Origin of the sequence: Rossellomorea marisflavi, from assembly GCF_022170785.1 — a bacterium.
GTDB lineage: Bacteria > Bacillota > Bacilli > Bacillales > Bacillaceae_B > Rossellomorea > Rossellomorea marisflavi_B.
The window spans coordinates 4,157,881-4,173,788 of sequence record NZ_CP081870.1; the positions used below are offsets into that span (position 1 = coordinate 4,157,881).

The window sequence follows — 15,908 nt, forward strand, 5'->3', positions numbered from 1 at the left end:
CTGGCGTCTTTTTTCCATTAATAGGTACTAATTTATGATCGCACTATTGGATCTCCACATACGACATGGCGGTGGACCCTCCCATTTCTCTCAGCGTCTATGCGCGTAAATTCCTTCGTTCGACCTGACCATGTGTGGTTGCCGGAAATGCTCCTCGGGTGGGTCTATGCCCTAATGCTTGGAATAGTGACCGGCTTATCCGTGCTTCTTTTGATTACCTAAGAAACCATCAAAAAACTAAGGGATATTGACTGCTGGACATCATACGTTAAGCTGCCTGCACATCTCTCATATGAGGGATATCGCGAAGCATGCGTTCCTCACTAAACGCACACTTTCGTGTGCCTATGACAAATAAGACCTTAATCAGTTTACGTCCTAGTGCGACAAAAGACTGTTTCCCTTTAAGAGGATTCGTTCGTCTGTGTTTATAATACTGATGAAGAGCTTTAAAGGCGTCATTATGAAAAGTTAAAGGGCGGGCGACTTGATACAGAATGGAACGCAACCTTCGTCGCCCACGCTTAGTAATGGTTGTTTTCCCTCGATGTGTGCCGGATTGGTTCATCATCAGATTCAGTCCTGCTAATTTAATAATCTGTCGTGGATCTTTATAATTTGATAAGTCACCAATCTCGGCGAAGAACCCAACAATGGTCATCGCTCCCACGCCATTGATCGCCATCATAAGATCTGCGCCAGGAACCGTAAGAACCAGTTCTTCAAGTTCTTCTTTCAGATTGTCCAGACGTTCGTTTAAGGCCTCATACTGATCAACGAGATAGCGAAGCTCTTCACGAGCCATGCGGAGACCTACGGTCATCCCAACACTGGAGTCAGCTACTTTCTTTAAGTGGCGCATACGCGCCACCCCTACATTTTTGGTCCCTAATGCCTTTACGTCGTATAGAAGTTCCTCTTCTGTCTTCTGTCGAATATCTGTTGGAAGATAGCCTAACTTCAGAAGCGCCATCGCCATCTTTCCATTCCACTTCTTAAACACCGTCAAGAATTCAGGGAAATACCGATCCAGAACGTTATGGATTTGTGCTTTGATGGAAGAGAGATCTTCTTGAATGATATCAAAGAGTTTCACGCCTTCACGTAACTCGGCATAGATGCCTTCCGGCAAGGTAGGCTCATGATACCGCCCTGCTCGCATGACTTGAGCGATGACCTTCGCATCCTTTGTATCATTTTTGGTAGGCGAGTCATCATCCAGTTCTTTTGATTTCTTGACCTTCATCGGGTTTACCACCACAGGGCGCTCGCCCTGGGATTTCAAGAAGTAAGCTAGATTCATCCAATAATGTCCCGTAGGCTCCATCCCCAACATTAAGTTCGGACGGGATGTGTCCGCACTTAATTGTCGAGCCCACTCTAGTAACAATTGGAATCCTTCTAACGAATTCGGAAAAACCAGACGCTTCGATAAGTCGATTCCTCGATCATCAATGGCCCTGGCGACGTGCTTGTGTTTGGCAATATCAATGCCGATGATTAAAGTCTGTTCATTAATTTGATTAAGTCGTTCATTTTGTGTAAAATCCATAGTTGAAGTCTCCCTTCGGTACTTAATTCGAGGTCATGCGCATGACACTCTCTATCGTACCAAGGGAGCTTTTTTTATGCACATCGCTAAAATCTCACTTTATCCTCATATTCTTTTATAACAGGAATGCTCCTCGTGCCTGCGGGGTCTCGATCATCCCCCTTTTCCGCAGGAGTCAAATCCCTTCCGCTCCAATCCACTCTTTGATATGGGAGTAGGATATATTTTCATAATGTAGCTATAAATGAGCGTCTCCAATACTTGAGTGTTGATAATGAAAGAGATAAGGCTTTTTCTCTTTAGCTACAAGGACCTTATCCGGATGATCGATCAAAAAAAACTTCACAAGGGGGAACTTAATAGGTAGTTCGTTCCTTTGCGCTGCAGGGATTTGCTTTCCGCGGGGAGCATGTAGAGCCTCCTCGTGCCTGCGGGGTCTCGAACATCCCCCTTTTCCGCAGGAGTCAAATCCCTTCCGCTCCAATCCACTCAATGCTATTGGACTTGGTGTGGTAATCGTTCATAAATTAGGTTAGAACGTCATTTCAGAAAAGACCGAAGGATGTGATGTCATGTTCCGAATTAGCACACCCCTCTCCACCGCACAGAGTGAAGTGCAGCGAAGGCCTCCCGACTCCTATGGGAATAGCGGGCAGGGTGAGACCCTGCAGGCAACGCCGAAGCGGCTCACCGCACGCCCCATGGAAAGCGGGTGGCCGCAGCGAAACGGAACGATCTCTTCTCCACCATAACCACATTACAAGATCAGGATGGCGATTCCCTGTTCCAAATCAGCACAGAATCCACTGCATTGCACAGAGTGAAGTGCAGCGGAGGCCTCCCGACTTCTATGGGAATAGCGGGCAAGGGGAGACCCTGCAGGCGCAGCCGAAGCGGCTCACCGGACACCCCATGGAAAGCGGGTGGCCGCAGCGAAACGGAACGATCTTGTCTTCACCACATACTCATCACAAAAACAAGAGGGCGATATCTGTTTCAAATCAGCACACCCCTCTCCCACACCTCGATTGCATGGAAATAGAACGAACATCCTCAAACCCAATAAAAAAAGCACGGCTGATATGCCGTGCGTTCAAGGGGAAGGAGCCGCACAAGCCCCTTCATTCCAAGCCTCATCAAAACCTCTGAGTGCCTGCTCCCTCGTACTCTCTTTATTGATATATGCTTTCATGATCTCCCCAAATTCTTTCTTGATACAAGGAGAGAAAGAAGACCAATTGAACGTCCTGTTCTCGCTGATCAACGAATGTGTCTCTTTACCCAGAGGACCGAGATCATTCACCGGCACGTTCTTGAACGCCGGAATGAACCGGAAGCGCTCCGTCATATACTCCTGTCCTTTTTCAGAAGACACCATCCACCGAAGGAAGCGTTTCGCTTCTTTCTTTTTGGTTTCCGACGATTGTTTATTGATCACCCAATAGCTCGGTACACCCGCAATCATCTTGGCGTCTCCCCTGTCATTGAGGGGAAGGGGGAAGATCCCCGTGGGCGCATCACCCATCAATGGCTCCACCCAGTTCCCCTGAAGGATCATGGCAGCCTTTCCTTCCTTGAAAAGGTCGACCTCCGTGTAGTAATCCGTTGTCGCTGGAGCTGTATTGCCATATCGGACCGTCAGATCGATGAGTGAGAATAGACGGTTGAACTCTTCACTGTCGGAAAAATGAGTGCCCTTTTCATTCAGTGCCTTCACGAAGCCGGGACCTTCTTCGGCGAAGGCCACGCTCGTCAAGTGATGACCGAGCTTCCAATCTTCATAATATCCGTTGGCAAAGGGCGTGATCCCTTTAGATGAGAGCTTGCGGGCAGACGCTTCGAGTTCCGAGAACGTTTTCGGTGGTTCGGTGATGCCCGCTTCCTTGAAGAGTTCGCGGTTATAGACAACACCGAACCCTTCAATGCTCATGGGCTCCCCATATACTTTCCCGTCAAGGGTGATCCCATCAAGCGTATGAGGGGAGGCTTCGTCCACCCACGGTTCATCCGATAAGTCTTCGAGATAACGGATCCATTCCTTCATCGCTTCATCCCCTATATTCGTGAAAATATCGGGGCCCTTTCCCGCAGTGAGTTTAGCGGTAATATCCGAGTAATCATCTGAAGCACCACCCACGGTCTCGACCTTGATCCTGACCCCGTGATGGGTTTCTTCATATTTTTTGGTCATCTCTTCAAATTCATTTGCGATTTCGACTTTCGGATTCCTCACGGTAAGGGTGACAGGTTTCTCATCCTTATGACTTTTCTGTTGATCATCACGTCCCCCGCATGCGGATAGGGCGATGGAGCTGACGATCAGGGTCGATAGCAGAACCGATATCGGTTTTTTCATTCTTTCACCCCGCTATTCCCGGAGCGGAACTCATAGGGAGTAAAACCCGTCACTTTTTTAAACAGCTTCGAGAAGTACTTCTCATCCTGATAGCCGAGCATGGTCGCAATGGAATAGATCGTCTCATCAGAGTCGATCAACCATACTTTTGCCTGCTCGATGCGGAGTTTCGCCACGAATTTGGAAAGGGGAAGGCCTGTTTCTTTCTTGAACGTCCTGGAGATATGTTCCCTTGTGAGGAAAAACATCTTTGAGAGGCGGTCAAGAGAGATATCCTCCATATAGTAGGTTTCCACGTACGATACAATTTCCTGAATCCGCCGCGCAGACTCGAGTTCGTCAAGGCTCCGGATGCTCCTGTAGTGGTTCTGTTGCAGCTCACCCTGCAGTTTGCTAAAGGTAGATGACAGCTCATCCAGATCGGGGAGCTCCCCCTGGACAAGGCGGATGGGCAGATCGATATGACCGCTCACCCATTCTTCTACGTAGACCCACTGACCCTTCACAGTCAGGACTCCGTACAGATTTTCTTCTTCGAGAAAGGCAAACACATTTCCCATGCCCTTCTCCTGAAGCTCACCCTTCAGGGCATCCATATGTGGTTCGGGCAGATGGGTGTGGTAGAAGGAAAGAAGGGACATCTCCAGCTCCTCATCCGCTGGAAGGAAAGCTGCCAGCTCTTCCGTTCCTCCGCCGGTGCACGCAGAGGTAAAGATCTGATTGCTGCGGAGACGCCTCGCTTCTTCAACAATCTCCCCGTCTTCCAAAGCTTCCTCTCCGATTGCCGTCACGACCCTGTTCAAAACCGAATCGAACGCATCGGCATCGATGGGCTTCAGTAGATAGTCAAAGCTGTTGAGCTGGATCGCTTTTCTCATGAATGTATAATCGTCGTAGCCTGTGACCAGAATGATCTTTCCCGTATACCCGAGTGTATTAAGCTCTTCAATGAGCTCCAGTCCTGTCATCCTAGGCATTTTAATGTCTGTAAAAATGATATCGGGGTTTTCCGTGCGGACGATGTCGAGGGCCTCGTATCCATTTGACGCTTCCAGCAGCATGGTGATACCGGACACATCCCAGTCCCCAAGCTGGCGGATGACGTTCCGTACATTGCGTTCATCATCGACGATCAGTGCTTTCATCGCTGTCTCCCCCTTCTTCCTTATCTTCCATAAAAGGTAGCTTCATGACGATCCTGAAGCCCCTTCCTTCCAATGTATCCAGCTGAAAAGATGCGTTTTCTTTAAAATTCAATCGCAGGCGATCGTAGATATTCTTCAAGCCGATTCCCCCGTCCTGACCCGACGGTGCTCCGTAGATAGAAGACCGAATCTGTCCAAGGTCCTCGTCCGATATGGATGCCCCCGTGTTCTGCACGGTAAAGAGGATGGATCCTCCGACCCTTTCACCCGTAATGGAAAGGGGCGCTTCATCATATCCTTCTTCATAGCTGTGCTTGAAATAATTCTCGACCAGGGGTTGCAGAAGCATGCTTGGAATAGAAGCAGTACGAACCTCCGCGTCCACCTCGATATCAGCATGAACGCCCTCGCCAAACCGCTCCCGTTGCATGGAGAGATATGTCTCGATGTAGTCGAGCTCCTCCTGTACGGTCACCCATTGATCGGCACGGAGGGAGTACCTCATCATCTTCGAAAGGGACGTGATGAGTTTGTATACATCCTTCGCCCCCGACTTCAGGGCCACAGCACCGATCGTTTGCAGGGCATTGAACAGGAAGTGCGGGTTCACTTGCGATCTGAGGGCGCGGAATTGATTTTTCCTGCTCTCGATCTCAAGTTTGTACTCGCGGTCGATATGCTGATTGATGCGGTCCATCATCTCATCCATATGATCTTCGAGATGGCCGAGCTCGTCCTTACGGGAGGTGGTGAAGTCCACATCCATATTCTCCCCGCCGATGCTCCGGACCTTTTCACTCATTTTCTCGATGGGCTTGGTGATGATATGGGAAATGACCACCACCATGATGATGCCCAAGAGCACGACACCGATTCCCAATAAGATATTCGTCGTGGCCGCTTGATTTACGTCTCTGAAGAGAACATCACGGTCGATCACCTTGACGAGCCTCCACCCATCGATATTACCTTTCAGCCTCTCTTCGAGGACCAGCTTGTCTCCTTCATCCCCTGATTCGCTCCCGTTGAGACGCTGACTGGAATACATGATGCGATCCTCCCCATCGAGAAGAGTCAAGCGGCTCTCACCGCCGTCAGAAAGATTGAGGATCAGGGAGGAATAGGCGGTGACATCGATATCCATGGAAATGAAGCCAAGGAATTCACCTGACAACACATTGGTAACTTTATGATGGATTGTCAACACCCGGGTGCGGTCGGACTCAGGCAGGATCGCCGCATTATTGGCATTTTCAATCACATGCGGCCTTTCTATGAAGAAATTGTCATCGGACTCATACAGAGTTCGAAAAGGAGCCTGGTTCACGTAGTCCTCCTGTTTTTTCGGCGCACTGAACTTCGACTGATACACACTCAAAGCAGATGAATCCTTTTCAAAATAGATCCTCATCTGCCTGATTTCAGGACGGCTGATCGAGAAGATCTTCATGCTCCGTTCAAACGGTTTTCTCTGCTCATCATTCAGTCCGTTTTCGAACACGCTCAGCACATCCGGGTCATTATAGAGGGAGTAGGAGAGCTCGATCATCTCGTCAAAGTACCGCTGAAGAGCCCTGCTGCCTTCTTCAAGCTCTTCCCGGCTCTTCTCGATCTCATGTTCCTCGACCGATGATCTCGTATTGTCATAAATAATAAAAACAGATAAGAAATAGGGCAGAATAATAAAAATCACCAGCATCCCGAATAACCTGGACCGTACACTCCGCATCATGTCACCCCCCTTTCCCTCAACCATACCAAATTTTCAACAAACCTAAACTATAACAGAGAACCGTATAGGGTCAATGCATCAGAAGTAGCAGGACTTCACATACTGTCATAGATAGTATGTGATAGGGAGTTTGGTATTATCATGATGTACAACGAACTCACCTACCTGACCCTCCATAACAACCGCCTCATCAACAGGCAATGAAGAAAGCCCCTTGCGGATCCGCAAGGGGCTTTCTGTTTATCATGTTATGAGCGTGCTTTATCTTTTTCTTTCTGAGGTTTGAACGGCCACCACACGCCCTTGCCGAATGACACGGTCATGGCTGGGATAAGGAGCGGCAGGACGATCAGTCCGTACAGGAGGAGACCCGTGATGACGATGGTCGCAATCTGCACAAGGCTGAGAACGCCGGATGGCATCATGGCAGCGAAGGTTCCGGCCAGGATGATGGCGGCGGTGATGATGACGGTCCCCATCTTGGACATGGAGATCTTGATGGCCTCCGTCACGGTTATTCCTCCGGCTGCTTCTTCGCGGAAGCGGTCGAGGAGGAAGATGGAATAATCAACCCCGAGGGCTACGAGCATGACGAATCCGAAGAATGGAACCGCCCAGCTGATGCCGTCATATCCGAATCCGTTCATGAAGATCAGTTCGGCCACGGCAACAGACGTGAAGTACGTCAAAAGCAGGGAACCGATCATATAGAGCGGCATAATGAATGAGCGGAACAGGATCGCCAGTACGACGAACAGACTGATAAGCATGATTGTCACGGTCTGGGTGAAGTCGCTCGTCGAGATATCATTGAGATCGCGGTTGATGCTGGACACCCCGCCGAAGGCGACTTCTGCCTTTTCAAGTGGTGTGTCTTTGATGACGCGCTGCGTTGCCTCATCAATTTTCTCAACGGTATCGATCGCTTCCGGAGAATACGGATTGTCTTCGAGGATGACTTCAAGCTGCGTACCTTTTTTATCATCGAAGGCATAGCGGTCGAGCACTTGTTTGAACTCATCCTGACCTAGGGTTCCTTCTGGGACAAAGGTGCCTGTATCGCGGATCGCCTTGCTGTCAGCCATATCCTTCAGCTGATTGCTTGCCTGGTCGAGACCATCTTTGATTTGATCAAGTCCTTCAACCGGATTCGGCTGTTGACCGGACTGGGCAGCCTGAGCCTGGACTTCAGGCGGGAGGGACATGGACTGCTTGATGCCATCTGCAGTCTGACCGACTCCATCAGATGCCTGATCGATTCCTTCTGCAATCTTACCAAGCTGGTAATCTGCATAGAACTCATTGATGACTTCTCCCGTCGGACGTGTCACGGAGCGGACGCTCTTCACGCCATCGACTTTTTCTAGTTCACTGCTCAGCTTCTCTACATAAGGGACGATATCTTCCGTGATCAATTCCTTATCGCTTGAGAGGAGCACTTGCACCGGCAGGGAGTCCCCTTGCCCGAATCCATCTTCAATGGCATGCAGGCCTTTGACAGAATCATAGTTATCACCGATTTCATCTACTGTATTGAATGAAAGGGCATCGTCATAGGTCAACAGAAGCGGAACGGTGATGACGGCCACGACAAGCATGGAAAGAATCGGACGATTGACCGACAGCTTGCTCATCCAACCCCACAGCTTACTATCGTTATGGGAAACGGATTTTTTCGATGGCCAGAACAGTTTTTCTTTCAATGTCGCCATGAAGAACGGCATAACGGTGCTCAAAACAAGAAGTAGAACCGCAATTCCGACCGCAACGGCCACGGCCGATTTGAAGATCGGGAAGTCGGCAAATCCGATGGCGAAGAATCCGATGAATACGGCGAGTCCGCTAATATAAAGGGTACGGCCCGCCGTCTTATACGTACGGATGATGGCATCCTTGACAGGCTTTCCTGCACCGAGCTCTTCCTTGAAGCGGCTTAGAAGCAGGATACAGTAATCCGTCCCGATCCCGAACAGGATGGCTACTAGGAAGATCTGCGTATAGTTTGATACGGGGAATCCGAACCAGTCGATGAAGAATGCCACGATCGACTGACTGAGAAGATAGGTGATCCCCACGGAAATTAGCGGAATGAACGGTGTGACGATGGAACGGAAAACGGCAAGTAGAAGGGCGAAGATCAAGACGACGGTGATAATTTCCGTTTTCTTCAACCCTTCCTGGGCGCTCAGATTCACATCATTATTAATCAATGCTTCCCCAGTCAGGTAGACATCTTTCTTCCCATCGATGATATCCGATTGAATGGAATCGGCAAGCTCGACGACTTCTTCCTGTGTGCCGTCTACAGTAATCGGAACGAGGACAGTCTTCCCATCCTCCGAAACAAGCTGGGATTCCGTGTCTTTGTTTTCAAACGGATCAAGGATCGATTTCACGGGATCTCCAAGATCCTTCAGTTGATCGACATCCTTCTGAATGTCTTTCCTCGCGGCATCATCGAGCTTGCCGTCGAGTGCATACACGAGGGAAATCGTTTCATCCCCGGCTCCGGCGTCTTCAAGGATTTCAGCTGCACGCTGGGATCCTGCATCTTTCGGAAGCTGGAATGTCCCGGCATCCTCCGCCTGCTTGGAAAGATTCGGTGCAAGGACGAAAAGCAGAACGGTCAAAATGATCATGCCGATGGTGATCGGCCATTTGAATTTGATAATATTCTTCACTTACGTTCACCCTCCAATTTCAGTATATGTTTAATCTTTTTGAACATCTGGAGGAATTGATCTAACTCTTCATCCTCCACCTGATCGGCAAACAATGCCTCAATATAATCGTAAACTGCCTGGTCGGATTCCTTCACAACAGCACGACCATGCTGCGTCAGGCTGACGAGCTTCGAGCGGTGATCGCCCTCGGCTTTGACAATTTCAATCAATTCTTTTTCTTCAAGTTTCTTCAGCCGGTTGGAAATCGCACTTCGATGCACACATTGAAGTTCAGCAATGGCACCGGCCGGCAGCGGACCGTTTTTATTCAACAGCTTCAAGACCTGGATTTGTTCCCGGGAATATTCCTGCCACACTTCGGCTTCGACATCCCTGAGCACGCGCTCGGTCCCGAACACCATCACATCCTCGAACAGCTCCACTGCCTCAATCAGACGCTTATCCAAGTAGTTGACCCCCTAAACTAATATGATCACTCCATTAGTTTAGGGGGTCAACTATTTAATGTCAAGGAAGAAGATGCTACACTAGGTAGGAGGGGTTTGTCCCCCACCGACTTCAAATAAAGCAGGTGTTTCCTATTAAAATCGATAAACCAAAACTACCCCGCCAACTCACGCAAGGGAACTTCCAAATGATTTTCATGGAGGAAGACCCGTATTTAAGTAACCTTGAGATCGATGGATCCATCTTTGACGAAGAGGAGATCGACCGAGTGCACCTTTCCGGCATGGTCATCAAGAATTCCTCCTTCCAGGGGACCTCTTTCCGAAATATCGACCTCACCGATGTCGAGTTCATCAACTGTGACTTTTCCAACGTGGATATGACAGGGGCGAGCATTCATCGCGCCACGTTCCAGGAATGCAAGCTTATGGGCGTCCAGCTGCCTGAAAGCCGCTACGGGAATGTCACCTTCGAGAACTGTCTCATGACTATGTGTAATTTCAGTGATTCCAAGTTCGAAAAAGTGATCTTCAAAGAGTCCAATATGAAGCGATCCGACTTCTTCAACTGCAAGCTGTCGAAGGTCATCTATGATCTTTGTGATCTCGATGACGTAAGCTTTGACGGAACGAAACTGAAGGGGATCGATCTCAGCACCTCGTTTTTCGAGTCCATCCTAGTTTCAATGGAAGATCTGAAAGGCTGCATCGTCTCCGAAAAGCAGGCTCTTTCCTTTGCTGCGCTCCTTGGCCTCGATATCCGCTGAATGAGAAGACCCCTGAAACCGATTCAGGGGTCTTTTTCATTGATTCAATCGTTTGTAGACTTCCATTGGCACTTCAAATGCCATCTCCACACCAGCGTACGTCAAACGGACATAAGGTTTCTCCTTATACAGGGTGACGCGCGCCACTTCCTTCAAATCCTTTTCTACTGCTTGTTTCTCCCCGAACTTCACCGTGTCGGTCCGGTAAAAAATGTAGGTTCTCCCCGCACCTTGATCTTCTTTCTGTTCTCCTGCCGGCTTCCATTGTTCCACTTCAAGCCCTTTGCTGAAAGAGTTGATCTCATCTGCATCGCTTACGGTCTGAATGATTTCCCCATTCTCCGTCTGATCGATTTTTTGGATATCCTGAAGCCCGTCGAGTCCTCCCTTTTCGCTTTTCCCAGAAGAGCATCCCGTCAAAATCAGGGTACTCCCTACAGCCAGCAACACGATGCATATCATCAATCGTCTCATTTATCATCCACCCGTTTCTTCTGTTTAACACCAGCATACCAGTGCCACTTGATGATTGGGAACGAGCTTCAGGTCGATTTCCGCTCAGACCTGGGACCTATTCTTCTTATATCCCGATCACCTAGGGCTTCCCAGAGGCTGAATGCGTAATACGTTTTACAGCAAATCGAGGCGTGCGATAAAATGGCATTATCTATTGTGAGGGGGATTCCGCTATGATCATCCGTGAAACGAATGATTCCTTCATCATGATCAAACAGCATGACCATGCCTTCCTGTCAGGAGAGATCGTGAAGCACTTCGACGCTTCCTTACTAAGATCGAACGCCTTTTGGGACGAACTTCTGTATGCTTCTTACCAACATGATAGGAGCTGGATCGGATTGGACAAAGCACCAGTCTGGAACGATGCCGTACACCGTCCTTTCACTTTTTCCGACTACCCGCTCGTCCCTAAGCTCGTTTTCTATGAACGGGGGCTGGATGAGGTGTCAGATAGGCATCCTTACGCAGGACTTCTATGCAGCCTTCACTTTTGTTCGTTCTTTTCCAATACCTCAGATCCCGACTGCCTGCGCTTCCTGGAAAAGGAAGACCGACGACAAACCGAACTGCGGAAACAGCTGCCCGCTCTGGATGGAGATCTCCTTCAAGAGCATTTCACCCTTCTCCAATTCTCGGACGATTTGTCTCTGTTCATTTGCCTGAATCGTCCCGGTGTATCGAAAGCCGAAGAGCACCCTTGGTTCAAAAATGGATTCAAACATACGGAAGACTTTAATCACACCGATGACCCGTTGAAAGGACAGTGGACCGGCCCTCATGACATCGCAATAACCGGAGCTCCCTTCAAGCATCCCTTCACCGTGGAACTGTTCTATAAAGAAGTGAGTATATCTTCTATTCTCCATAATGGGGTTGCCAAAGCCTATGATTCCGCTTATATGTCTACCCACAGCATTACGATCAGCAGCGCCGGTCCACTCGTGATGAGAGAATAGCAGACAAACAAAATAAGAAAGTGAGTCTTTCATGACGAACACAATCAGAATTGGCTCTTTATTCCCCTTATGATTACCGTGCAAGACTTCACTTTCCGCGGGAAGCCCGTGAGCCTCTTCCCGCAACTGTCTTCTTGCACTCCAATCTACCGCTGGAAATATTGAAATCGTATTGTTCACGAAACAAAGTTAAAACCCGCATTCATCCTCCTGATCGTAGGCAAATGAATGCGGGTTTCATTATGACTAAAATGTGTTTGTCCCAGCTCTTACCCTATTCCAATTCATTTTTCTCCAGCGGTATCATCAGATCCTGGTGATCCTGATACCGGAGATAAGAAGACTGATCCTTGCCTTCTATGAAAACATCTTCTCCGGAAGAATCGAGTGACCTCCATCCGAATTCCACACGGGGCACCTCGAACTCAGCCACTTCACCGCGGATTATGGTCCGCCACTCCTCAGGGACCTTGATGGCCCCGTATGGATGCTCTGCGAAGGGGATGGCCTTTTCCATCTGGATCCGGGGTTGATACGCTTCGTTTTGGAAAGAACGTTTCTGGATCAGGTAGAATGCCAGACGATCGACTTTCTCAGCTGGATCAAGACTCCAGACCATGCGGTAGCTCGATGGATCTCCAGGACGTGCCTTCCAGATTACCGGGTATCCGACTGTTGTGGCAGACGATGCCTTCCACTGATGATCCTTCCATACCCAGAGGCTGAAGCCGCGACCTCCGTCATCGGTTTCGAAGGGGATGAAGGCATGGCGGTCATCGGCTTGCACCTTATCCAGAATGACCTCCACCTGCACCTTTTCATTCGTACCTGTTTTGTTCAGCAGCCCGTTGATCTCTTTTATCGCTCCTTTATCACCAGGTAGCGGACCCGCCGGAGCCAGCTTGAACCAATAGACAAAGCCAAAGGCAATCAAGGAGACGGCAAGGACGATGACGATCATCCGTTTCACATTCTTCATTCCGCCCCGCCCCCTTTTATGATTGATTCAGAGAGTTGATAGTAGTATTGGGTATCGCCAGATAAAATCAGCAAGCCCTTCCCGTTTCCTTCAACATAGATCAGCGATGAAAGACCGCTTCCCCACTTCGGCTCGACGCCACTGAGGAGATATGGGAAGCGCTCCGGTGCTTTGGACTGATTTTCATCTTCCACCGTTGATTCTCGGTACCACGACTCTCCCTCTGGCTGTGCCTCCGTCATTCCATCCAGCTGTTCAGCCAATTTCTTCTGATCAAGGCTAACATTCGATGCCGCAGGATGACTCTGAACAAGGGAGACCTTCTCTGGATTTGATAGATACGTAGCCGGATCATCTGATGGATAAACAATGGCACTGAGCGGAATGGCCGCCAGTGCCATGATCGCCAGAAGAATATTCCCGGCAAACCCGAACCAGGCGAAACGGCGATACCTCTCCCATCTCCCATTTTTCCGCCTCAAGGTCAAATAAAGGATCAAAACGCCCAGTGGAAGGATCGGGATTCTGACCATGATCCCCCTCGGCTCAAATGTGTATGAAATGGTAAATACCCCTACCATGAAAACTAGGAATGCCTTCCAGAATGGAGCTTGGTTCTTCTGTCGTCTTATCATAAAAACCGCACCTATGATCAATATGCCCCATGCAATTGCGGGCATCAGCCACGATAGGACGCCCCCATTAACGTAAGTCGCCATGTTCATTCCCCCTATATATCTCTATAGTTACGTATATGTAGAATCTTCATCACAAACCCATCATTTCCATATTTTATCATATATTGATCTTTCATTCAGTATGAAAACATGGTTTTCCTGATTGAATTCGGCGTATTGTTGGTATACTGATTAAAAAAATGACAGGGGGCGGAAGCATGTGCGGCCGTTTTTCATTGATTGAGAGTGTACATGAACTTCAACAGCAGTTCGAATTCGACTTGTCCGCCGACCTTCAGCCAAGGTTCAATATCGCCCCGAGCCAAGAGGTGTTTTCCATTATTTCAGACGGGAAGAAGCGCAGGGGTGGCACGTTGAGATGGGGGCTTGTTCCCCACTGGGCAAAGGAAGCGAAGATCGGCTATAAGATGATCAACGCACGTGCTGAAGGGATTGAAAAGAAGCCAAGCTTCAGGGAACCGTTCAAGAAGAAGCGCTGCCTGATCATCGCTGATGGCTTCTACGAATGGAAAAAGGTCGATGACCGCAAGCAACCATACCGCTTCATCATGAAGAACGGAAAGCCCTTTGCCTTCGCGGGATTGTGGGAAACGTGGAAAAAAGGAGATGCTCCCCTTCATACGTGCACCATCATCACGACGACTCCGAATGCCGTGACAGAAGACGTCCATGACCGCATGCCCGTCATTTTGAAACGTACGGATTACGCCAGGTGGCTGGACCCTTCCAATCATTCGGTTGACGAGCTGAAATCGCTTCTGGTCCCTTATCCGGCTGAAGAAATGGAGCTCTATGCCGTGAGCGAGCTTGTCAACTCACCGAAGAACGACGTGGCCGACGTCCTGTCTCCGCTGAATAGCTTGTAAATACGAAGAAGCACGGGAATCCCCGTGCTTCGTTTGCATTATTCGAGTTTCCCCTTACTTGCACCGATCCCGACAAAGAGCTGGATCAGGGTCAGGAGCATGAGCAGGATGAATGGAATCGTCCAATTGGCGGACAGGTCATGTAGGTAACCGAAGAACACGGGACCCACTGCCGCCAATAAGTAACCCATGGATTGGGCCATACCAGACAATCCGGCCGCCTGGGCGCTGTCTGTTGTCCTCAGGACGAAGAACATCATGGCGAGGCCGAACATCGTTCCGATGCCGACCCCGATCAGGAGGACAGATAACACGGTCAGGAAGCCTGTGATCAACCCGATCAATCCAAGGAACAGAAGGATGACAGACCCAATCGTCAACCACCTTTGATCACTCATCTTCTCTGCTACGACGGGGATGATGAACGTCATGGGGATGATCGCCATCTGAAGCGTCGACACGACCCAACCTGCCTCATTGAGGGTATACCCCTGGTCATGAAGGATGGCCGGAAGCCAGGTAAGAAGGGTGTAAAACATGAAGGACTGGATACCCATGAAGACCGTGACATGCCAGGCCTTCAGAGAGTTCCACATACGTACCTTCACCGCCGGAGGCTCGATCATCTTTTCTTTTTTGACTGATTTCAATAAGAAGCTCCATAGGATGACCGAGAGCACGGCAAGGATGGCCCAAACCCCGAGTGAAGCGCGCCAGCCAAGGGAGCTTGACTGGGCAAGTGGGACACTGACGCCTGATGCCAGGCTCCCGAAGACGTTCATGGAAATCCCGTAGACTCCCGTGATCAATCCGACCTTCATGGGGAACGACTTTTTCACCAGGGCCGGCATGAGTACGTTACAGATGGCAATGGCGATCCCGACAAGACCGGTGCCGACGAAAAGCCAGCTGCCATGGGGGAAGACGCGCAGGACCATGCCTGCAAGCAATACGATAAGAGCCGCATAAATGACCGGTTCGAGCCCAAACTTCAGGGAAAGTCTTGGCGCAAACGGTGAAAAAAGGGCAAAGGCGATAAGTGGGATGGTCATGATGCTCCCCGCCACAGCGTTAGAAAAATGGAAGTCCCCTTGGATCAATGGGATGAGCGGTCCAACAGAGGTGATCGGAGCCCTCAGATTCATGGCGATGAAGATCACTCCGATGACGGCTATCCAGCCCGCCTGTTGTTGCTTTGCTTCTTGCAT

Annotated in this window: 14 protein-coding genes; 4 read left to right on the top strand and 10 right to left on the bottom strand. The window is 49.5% G+C overall.

The window, feature by feature from the left end; all coding sequences use genetic code 11:
- Positions 1–268 precede the first annotated feature (268 nt).
- Positions 269–1,552 carry an IS110 family RNA-guided transposase gene (locus K6T23_RS21395; RefSeq protein WP_238281583.1) on the bottom strand — a complete coding sequence of 428 codons (1,284 nt, stop codon included), beginning with the start codon at positions 1,550–1,552 and terminating at the stop codon, positions 269–271.
- Positions 1,553–2,124: 572 nt separating this feature from the next.
- Between K6T23_RS21395 and K6T23_RS21400 the strand changes: the two genes are divergently transcribed.
- On the top strand, positions 2,125–2,304 hold the full coding sequence (locus K6T23_RS21400; RefSeq protein ID WP_238283276.1) for a hypothetical protein: 180 nt from the start codon (positions 2,125–2,127) through the stop codon (positions 2,302–2,304).
- Positions 2,305–2,645: 341 nt separating this feature from the next.
- Here the strand turns inward: K6T23_RS21400 and K6T23_RS21405 are convergent, their stop codons facing one another.
- The 5 genes from K6T23_RS21405 to K6T23_RS21425 all read right to left on the bottom strand — a co-directional run bounded on the left by K6T23_RS21405 (position 2,646) and on the right by K6T23_RS21425 (position 9,915).
- Positions 2,646–3,908: an ABC transporter substrate-binding protein gene (locus tag K6T23_RS21405; RefSeq protein WP_238283277.1), complete on the bottom strand. Its 1,263-nt coding sequence runs from the start codon at positions 3,906–3,908 to the stop codon at positions 2,646–2,648.
- Positions 3,905–5,053, bottom strand: a complete 1,149-nt coding sequence (locus K6T23_RS21410) for a response regulator transcription factor (RefSeq protein ID WP_238283278.1) — start codon at positions 5,051–5,053, stop codon at positions 3,905–3,907. Before K6T23_RS21410 ends, K6T23_RS21405 begins: the two co-directional genes overlap by 4 nt.
- Entirely contained in the window at positions 5,031–6,752 is a 1,722-nt protein-coding gene (locus K6T23_RS21415; RefSeq protein WP_238283279.1) for a sensor histidine kinase, read from the bottom strand. Before K6T23_RS21415 ends, K6T23_RS21410 begins: the two co-directional genes overlap by 23 nt.
- A 281-nt stretch (positions 6,753–7,033) precedes the next feature.
- The gene (locus K6T23_RS21420) at positions 7,034–9,466 is read right to left on the bottom strand and encodes an MMPL family transporter (protein ID WP_238283280.1); all 2,433 of its coding nucleotides are present in this window, start codon (positions 9,464–9,466) and stop codon (positions 7,034–7,036) included.
- On the bottom strand, positions 9,463–9,915 hold the full coding sequence (locus tag K6T23_RS21425; RefSeq protein WP_048015655.1) for a MarR family winged helix-turn-helix transcriptional regulator: 453 nt from the start codon (positions 9,913–9,915) through the stop codon (positions 9,463–9,465). The genes K6T23_RS21420 and K6T23_RS21425 overlap by 4 nt, the downstream gene beginning before the upstream one ends.
- 188 nt (positions 9,916–10,103) lie before the next feature.
- Here K6T23_RS21425 and K6T23_RS21430 point away from each other — a divergent pair, with 188 nt between their 5' ends.
- Positions 10,104–10,682, top strand: coding sequence for a pentapeptide repeat-containing protein (locus tag K6T23_RS21430; RefSeq protein ID WP_238283281.1), 579 nt, complete (start codon positions 10,104–10,106; stop codon positions 10,680–10,682).
- Between the two features lie 36 nt (positions 10,683–10,718).
- On the opposite strand, the gene K6T23_RS21435 is transcribed toward K6T23_RS21430, so the two are convergent.
- Positions 10,719–11,156: a hypothetical protein gene (locus tag K6T23_RS21435; protein WP_238283282.1), complete on the bottom strand. Its 438-nt coding sequence runs from the start codon at positions 11,154–11,156 to the stop codon at positions 10,719–10,721.
- A 215-nt stretch (positions 11,157–11,371) separates the two neighbouring features.
- On the opposite strand from K6T23_RS21435, the gene K6T23_RS21440 reads away from it, so the two are divergent.
- Positions 11,372–12,157 carry a DUF3891 family protein gene (locus K6T23_RS21440; RefSeq protein WP_238283283.1) on the top strand — a complete coding sequence of 262 codons (786 nt, stop codon included), beginning with the start codon at positions 11,372–11,374 and terminating at the stop codon, positions 12,155–12,157.
- A 274-nt stretch (positions 12,158–12,431) separates the two neighbouring features.
- On the opposite strand, the gene K6T23_RS21445 is transcribed toward K6T23_RS21440, so the two are convergent.
- Together K6T23_RS21445 and K6T23_RS21450 are read right to left on the bottom strand one after the other, a co-directional pair.
- Positions 12,432–13,136 (bottom strand): hypothetical protein, encoded by a 705-nt coding sequence (locus K6T23_RS21445; RefSeq protein WP_238283284.1) that lies wholly within the window; start codon positions 13,134–13,136, stop codon positions 12,432–12,434.
- Entirely contained in the window at positions 13,133–13,855 is a 723-nt protein-coding gene (locus K6T23_RS21450) for a hypothetical protein (protein WP_238283285.1), read from the bottom strand. Before K6T23_RS21450 ends, K6T23_RS21445 begins: the two co-directional genes overlap by 4 nt.
- 176 nt (positions 13,856–14,031) lie before the next feature.
- Between K6T23_RS21450 and K6T23_RS21455 the strand changes: the two genes are divergently transcribed.
- Positions 14,032–14,700, top strand: a complete 669-nt coding sequence (locus tag K6T23_RS21455) for an SOS response-associated peptidase (RefSeq protein ID WP_238283286.1) — start codon at positions 14,032–14,034, stop codon at positions 14,698–14,700.
- Between the two features lie 38 nt (positions 14,701–14,738).
- Here the strand turns inward: K6T23_RS21455 and K6T23_RS21460 are convergent, their stop codons facing one another.
- The gene (locus K6T23_RS21460; RefSeq protein ID WP_238283287.1) at positions 14,739–15,908 is read right to left on the bottom strand and encodes a CynX/NimT family MFS transporter; all 1,170 of its coding nucleotides are present in this window, start codon (positions 15,906–15,908) and stop codon (positions 14,739–14,741) included.

What these genes read in the sequence shown, in the direction of transcription:
- K6T23_RS21430 (WP_238283281.1), top strand. Translation starts at nt 10,104, where the DNA reads ATGATTTTCATGGAGGAAGACCCGTATTTAAGTAACCTTGAGATCGAT.
- K6T23_RS21450 (WP_238283285.1), bottom strand. Translation starts at nt 13,855, where the DNA reads ATGGCGACTTACGTTAATGGGGGCGTCCTATCGTGGCTGATGCCCGCA.
- K6T23_RS21415 (WP_238283279.1), bottom strand. Translation starts at nt 6,752, where the DNA reads ATGCTGGTGATTTTTATTATTCTGCCCTATTTCTTATCTGTTTTTATT.
- K6T23_RS21435 (WP_238283282.1), bottom strand. Translation starts at nt 11,156, where the DNA reads ATGAGACGATTGATGATATGCATCGTGTTGCTGGCTGTAGGGAGTACC.
- K6T23_RS21445 (WP_238283284.1), bottom strand. Translation starts at nt 13,136, where the DNA reads ATGAAGAATGTGAAACGGATGATCGTCATCGTCCTTGCCGTCTCCTTG.
- K6T23_RS21460 (WP_238283287.1), bottom strand. Translation starts at nt 15,908, where the DNA reads ATGCAAGAAGCAAAGCAACAACAGGCGGGCTGGATAGCCGTCATCGGA.
- K6T23_RS21400 (WP_238283276.1), top strand. Translation starts at nt 2,125, where the DNA reads ATGTTCCGAATTAGCACACCCCTCTCCACCGCACAGAGTGAAGTGCAG.
- K6T23_RS21455 (WP_238283286.1), top strand. Translation starts at nt 14,032, where the DNA reads ATGTGCGGCCGTTTTTCATTGATTGAGAGTGTACATGAACTTCAACAG.
- K6T23_RS21410 (WP_238283278.1), bottom strand. Translation starts at nt 5,053, where the DNA reads ATGAAAGCACTGATCGTCGATGATGAACGCAATGTACGGAACGTCATC.
- K6T23_RS21395 (WP_238281583.1), bottom strand. Translation starts at nt 1,552, where the DNA reads ATGGATTTTACACAAAATGAACGACTTAATCAAATTAATGAACAGACT.
- K6T23_RS21440 (WP_238283283.1), top strand. Translation starts at nt 11,372, where the DNA reads ATGATCATCCGTGAAACGAATGATTCCTTCATCATGATCAAACAGCAT.
- K6T23_RS21405 (WP_238283277.1), bottom strand. Translation starts at nt 3,908, where the DNA reads ATGAAAAAACCGATATCGGTTCTGCTATCGACCCTGATCGTCAGCTCC.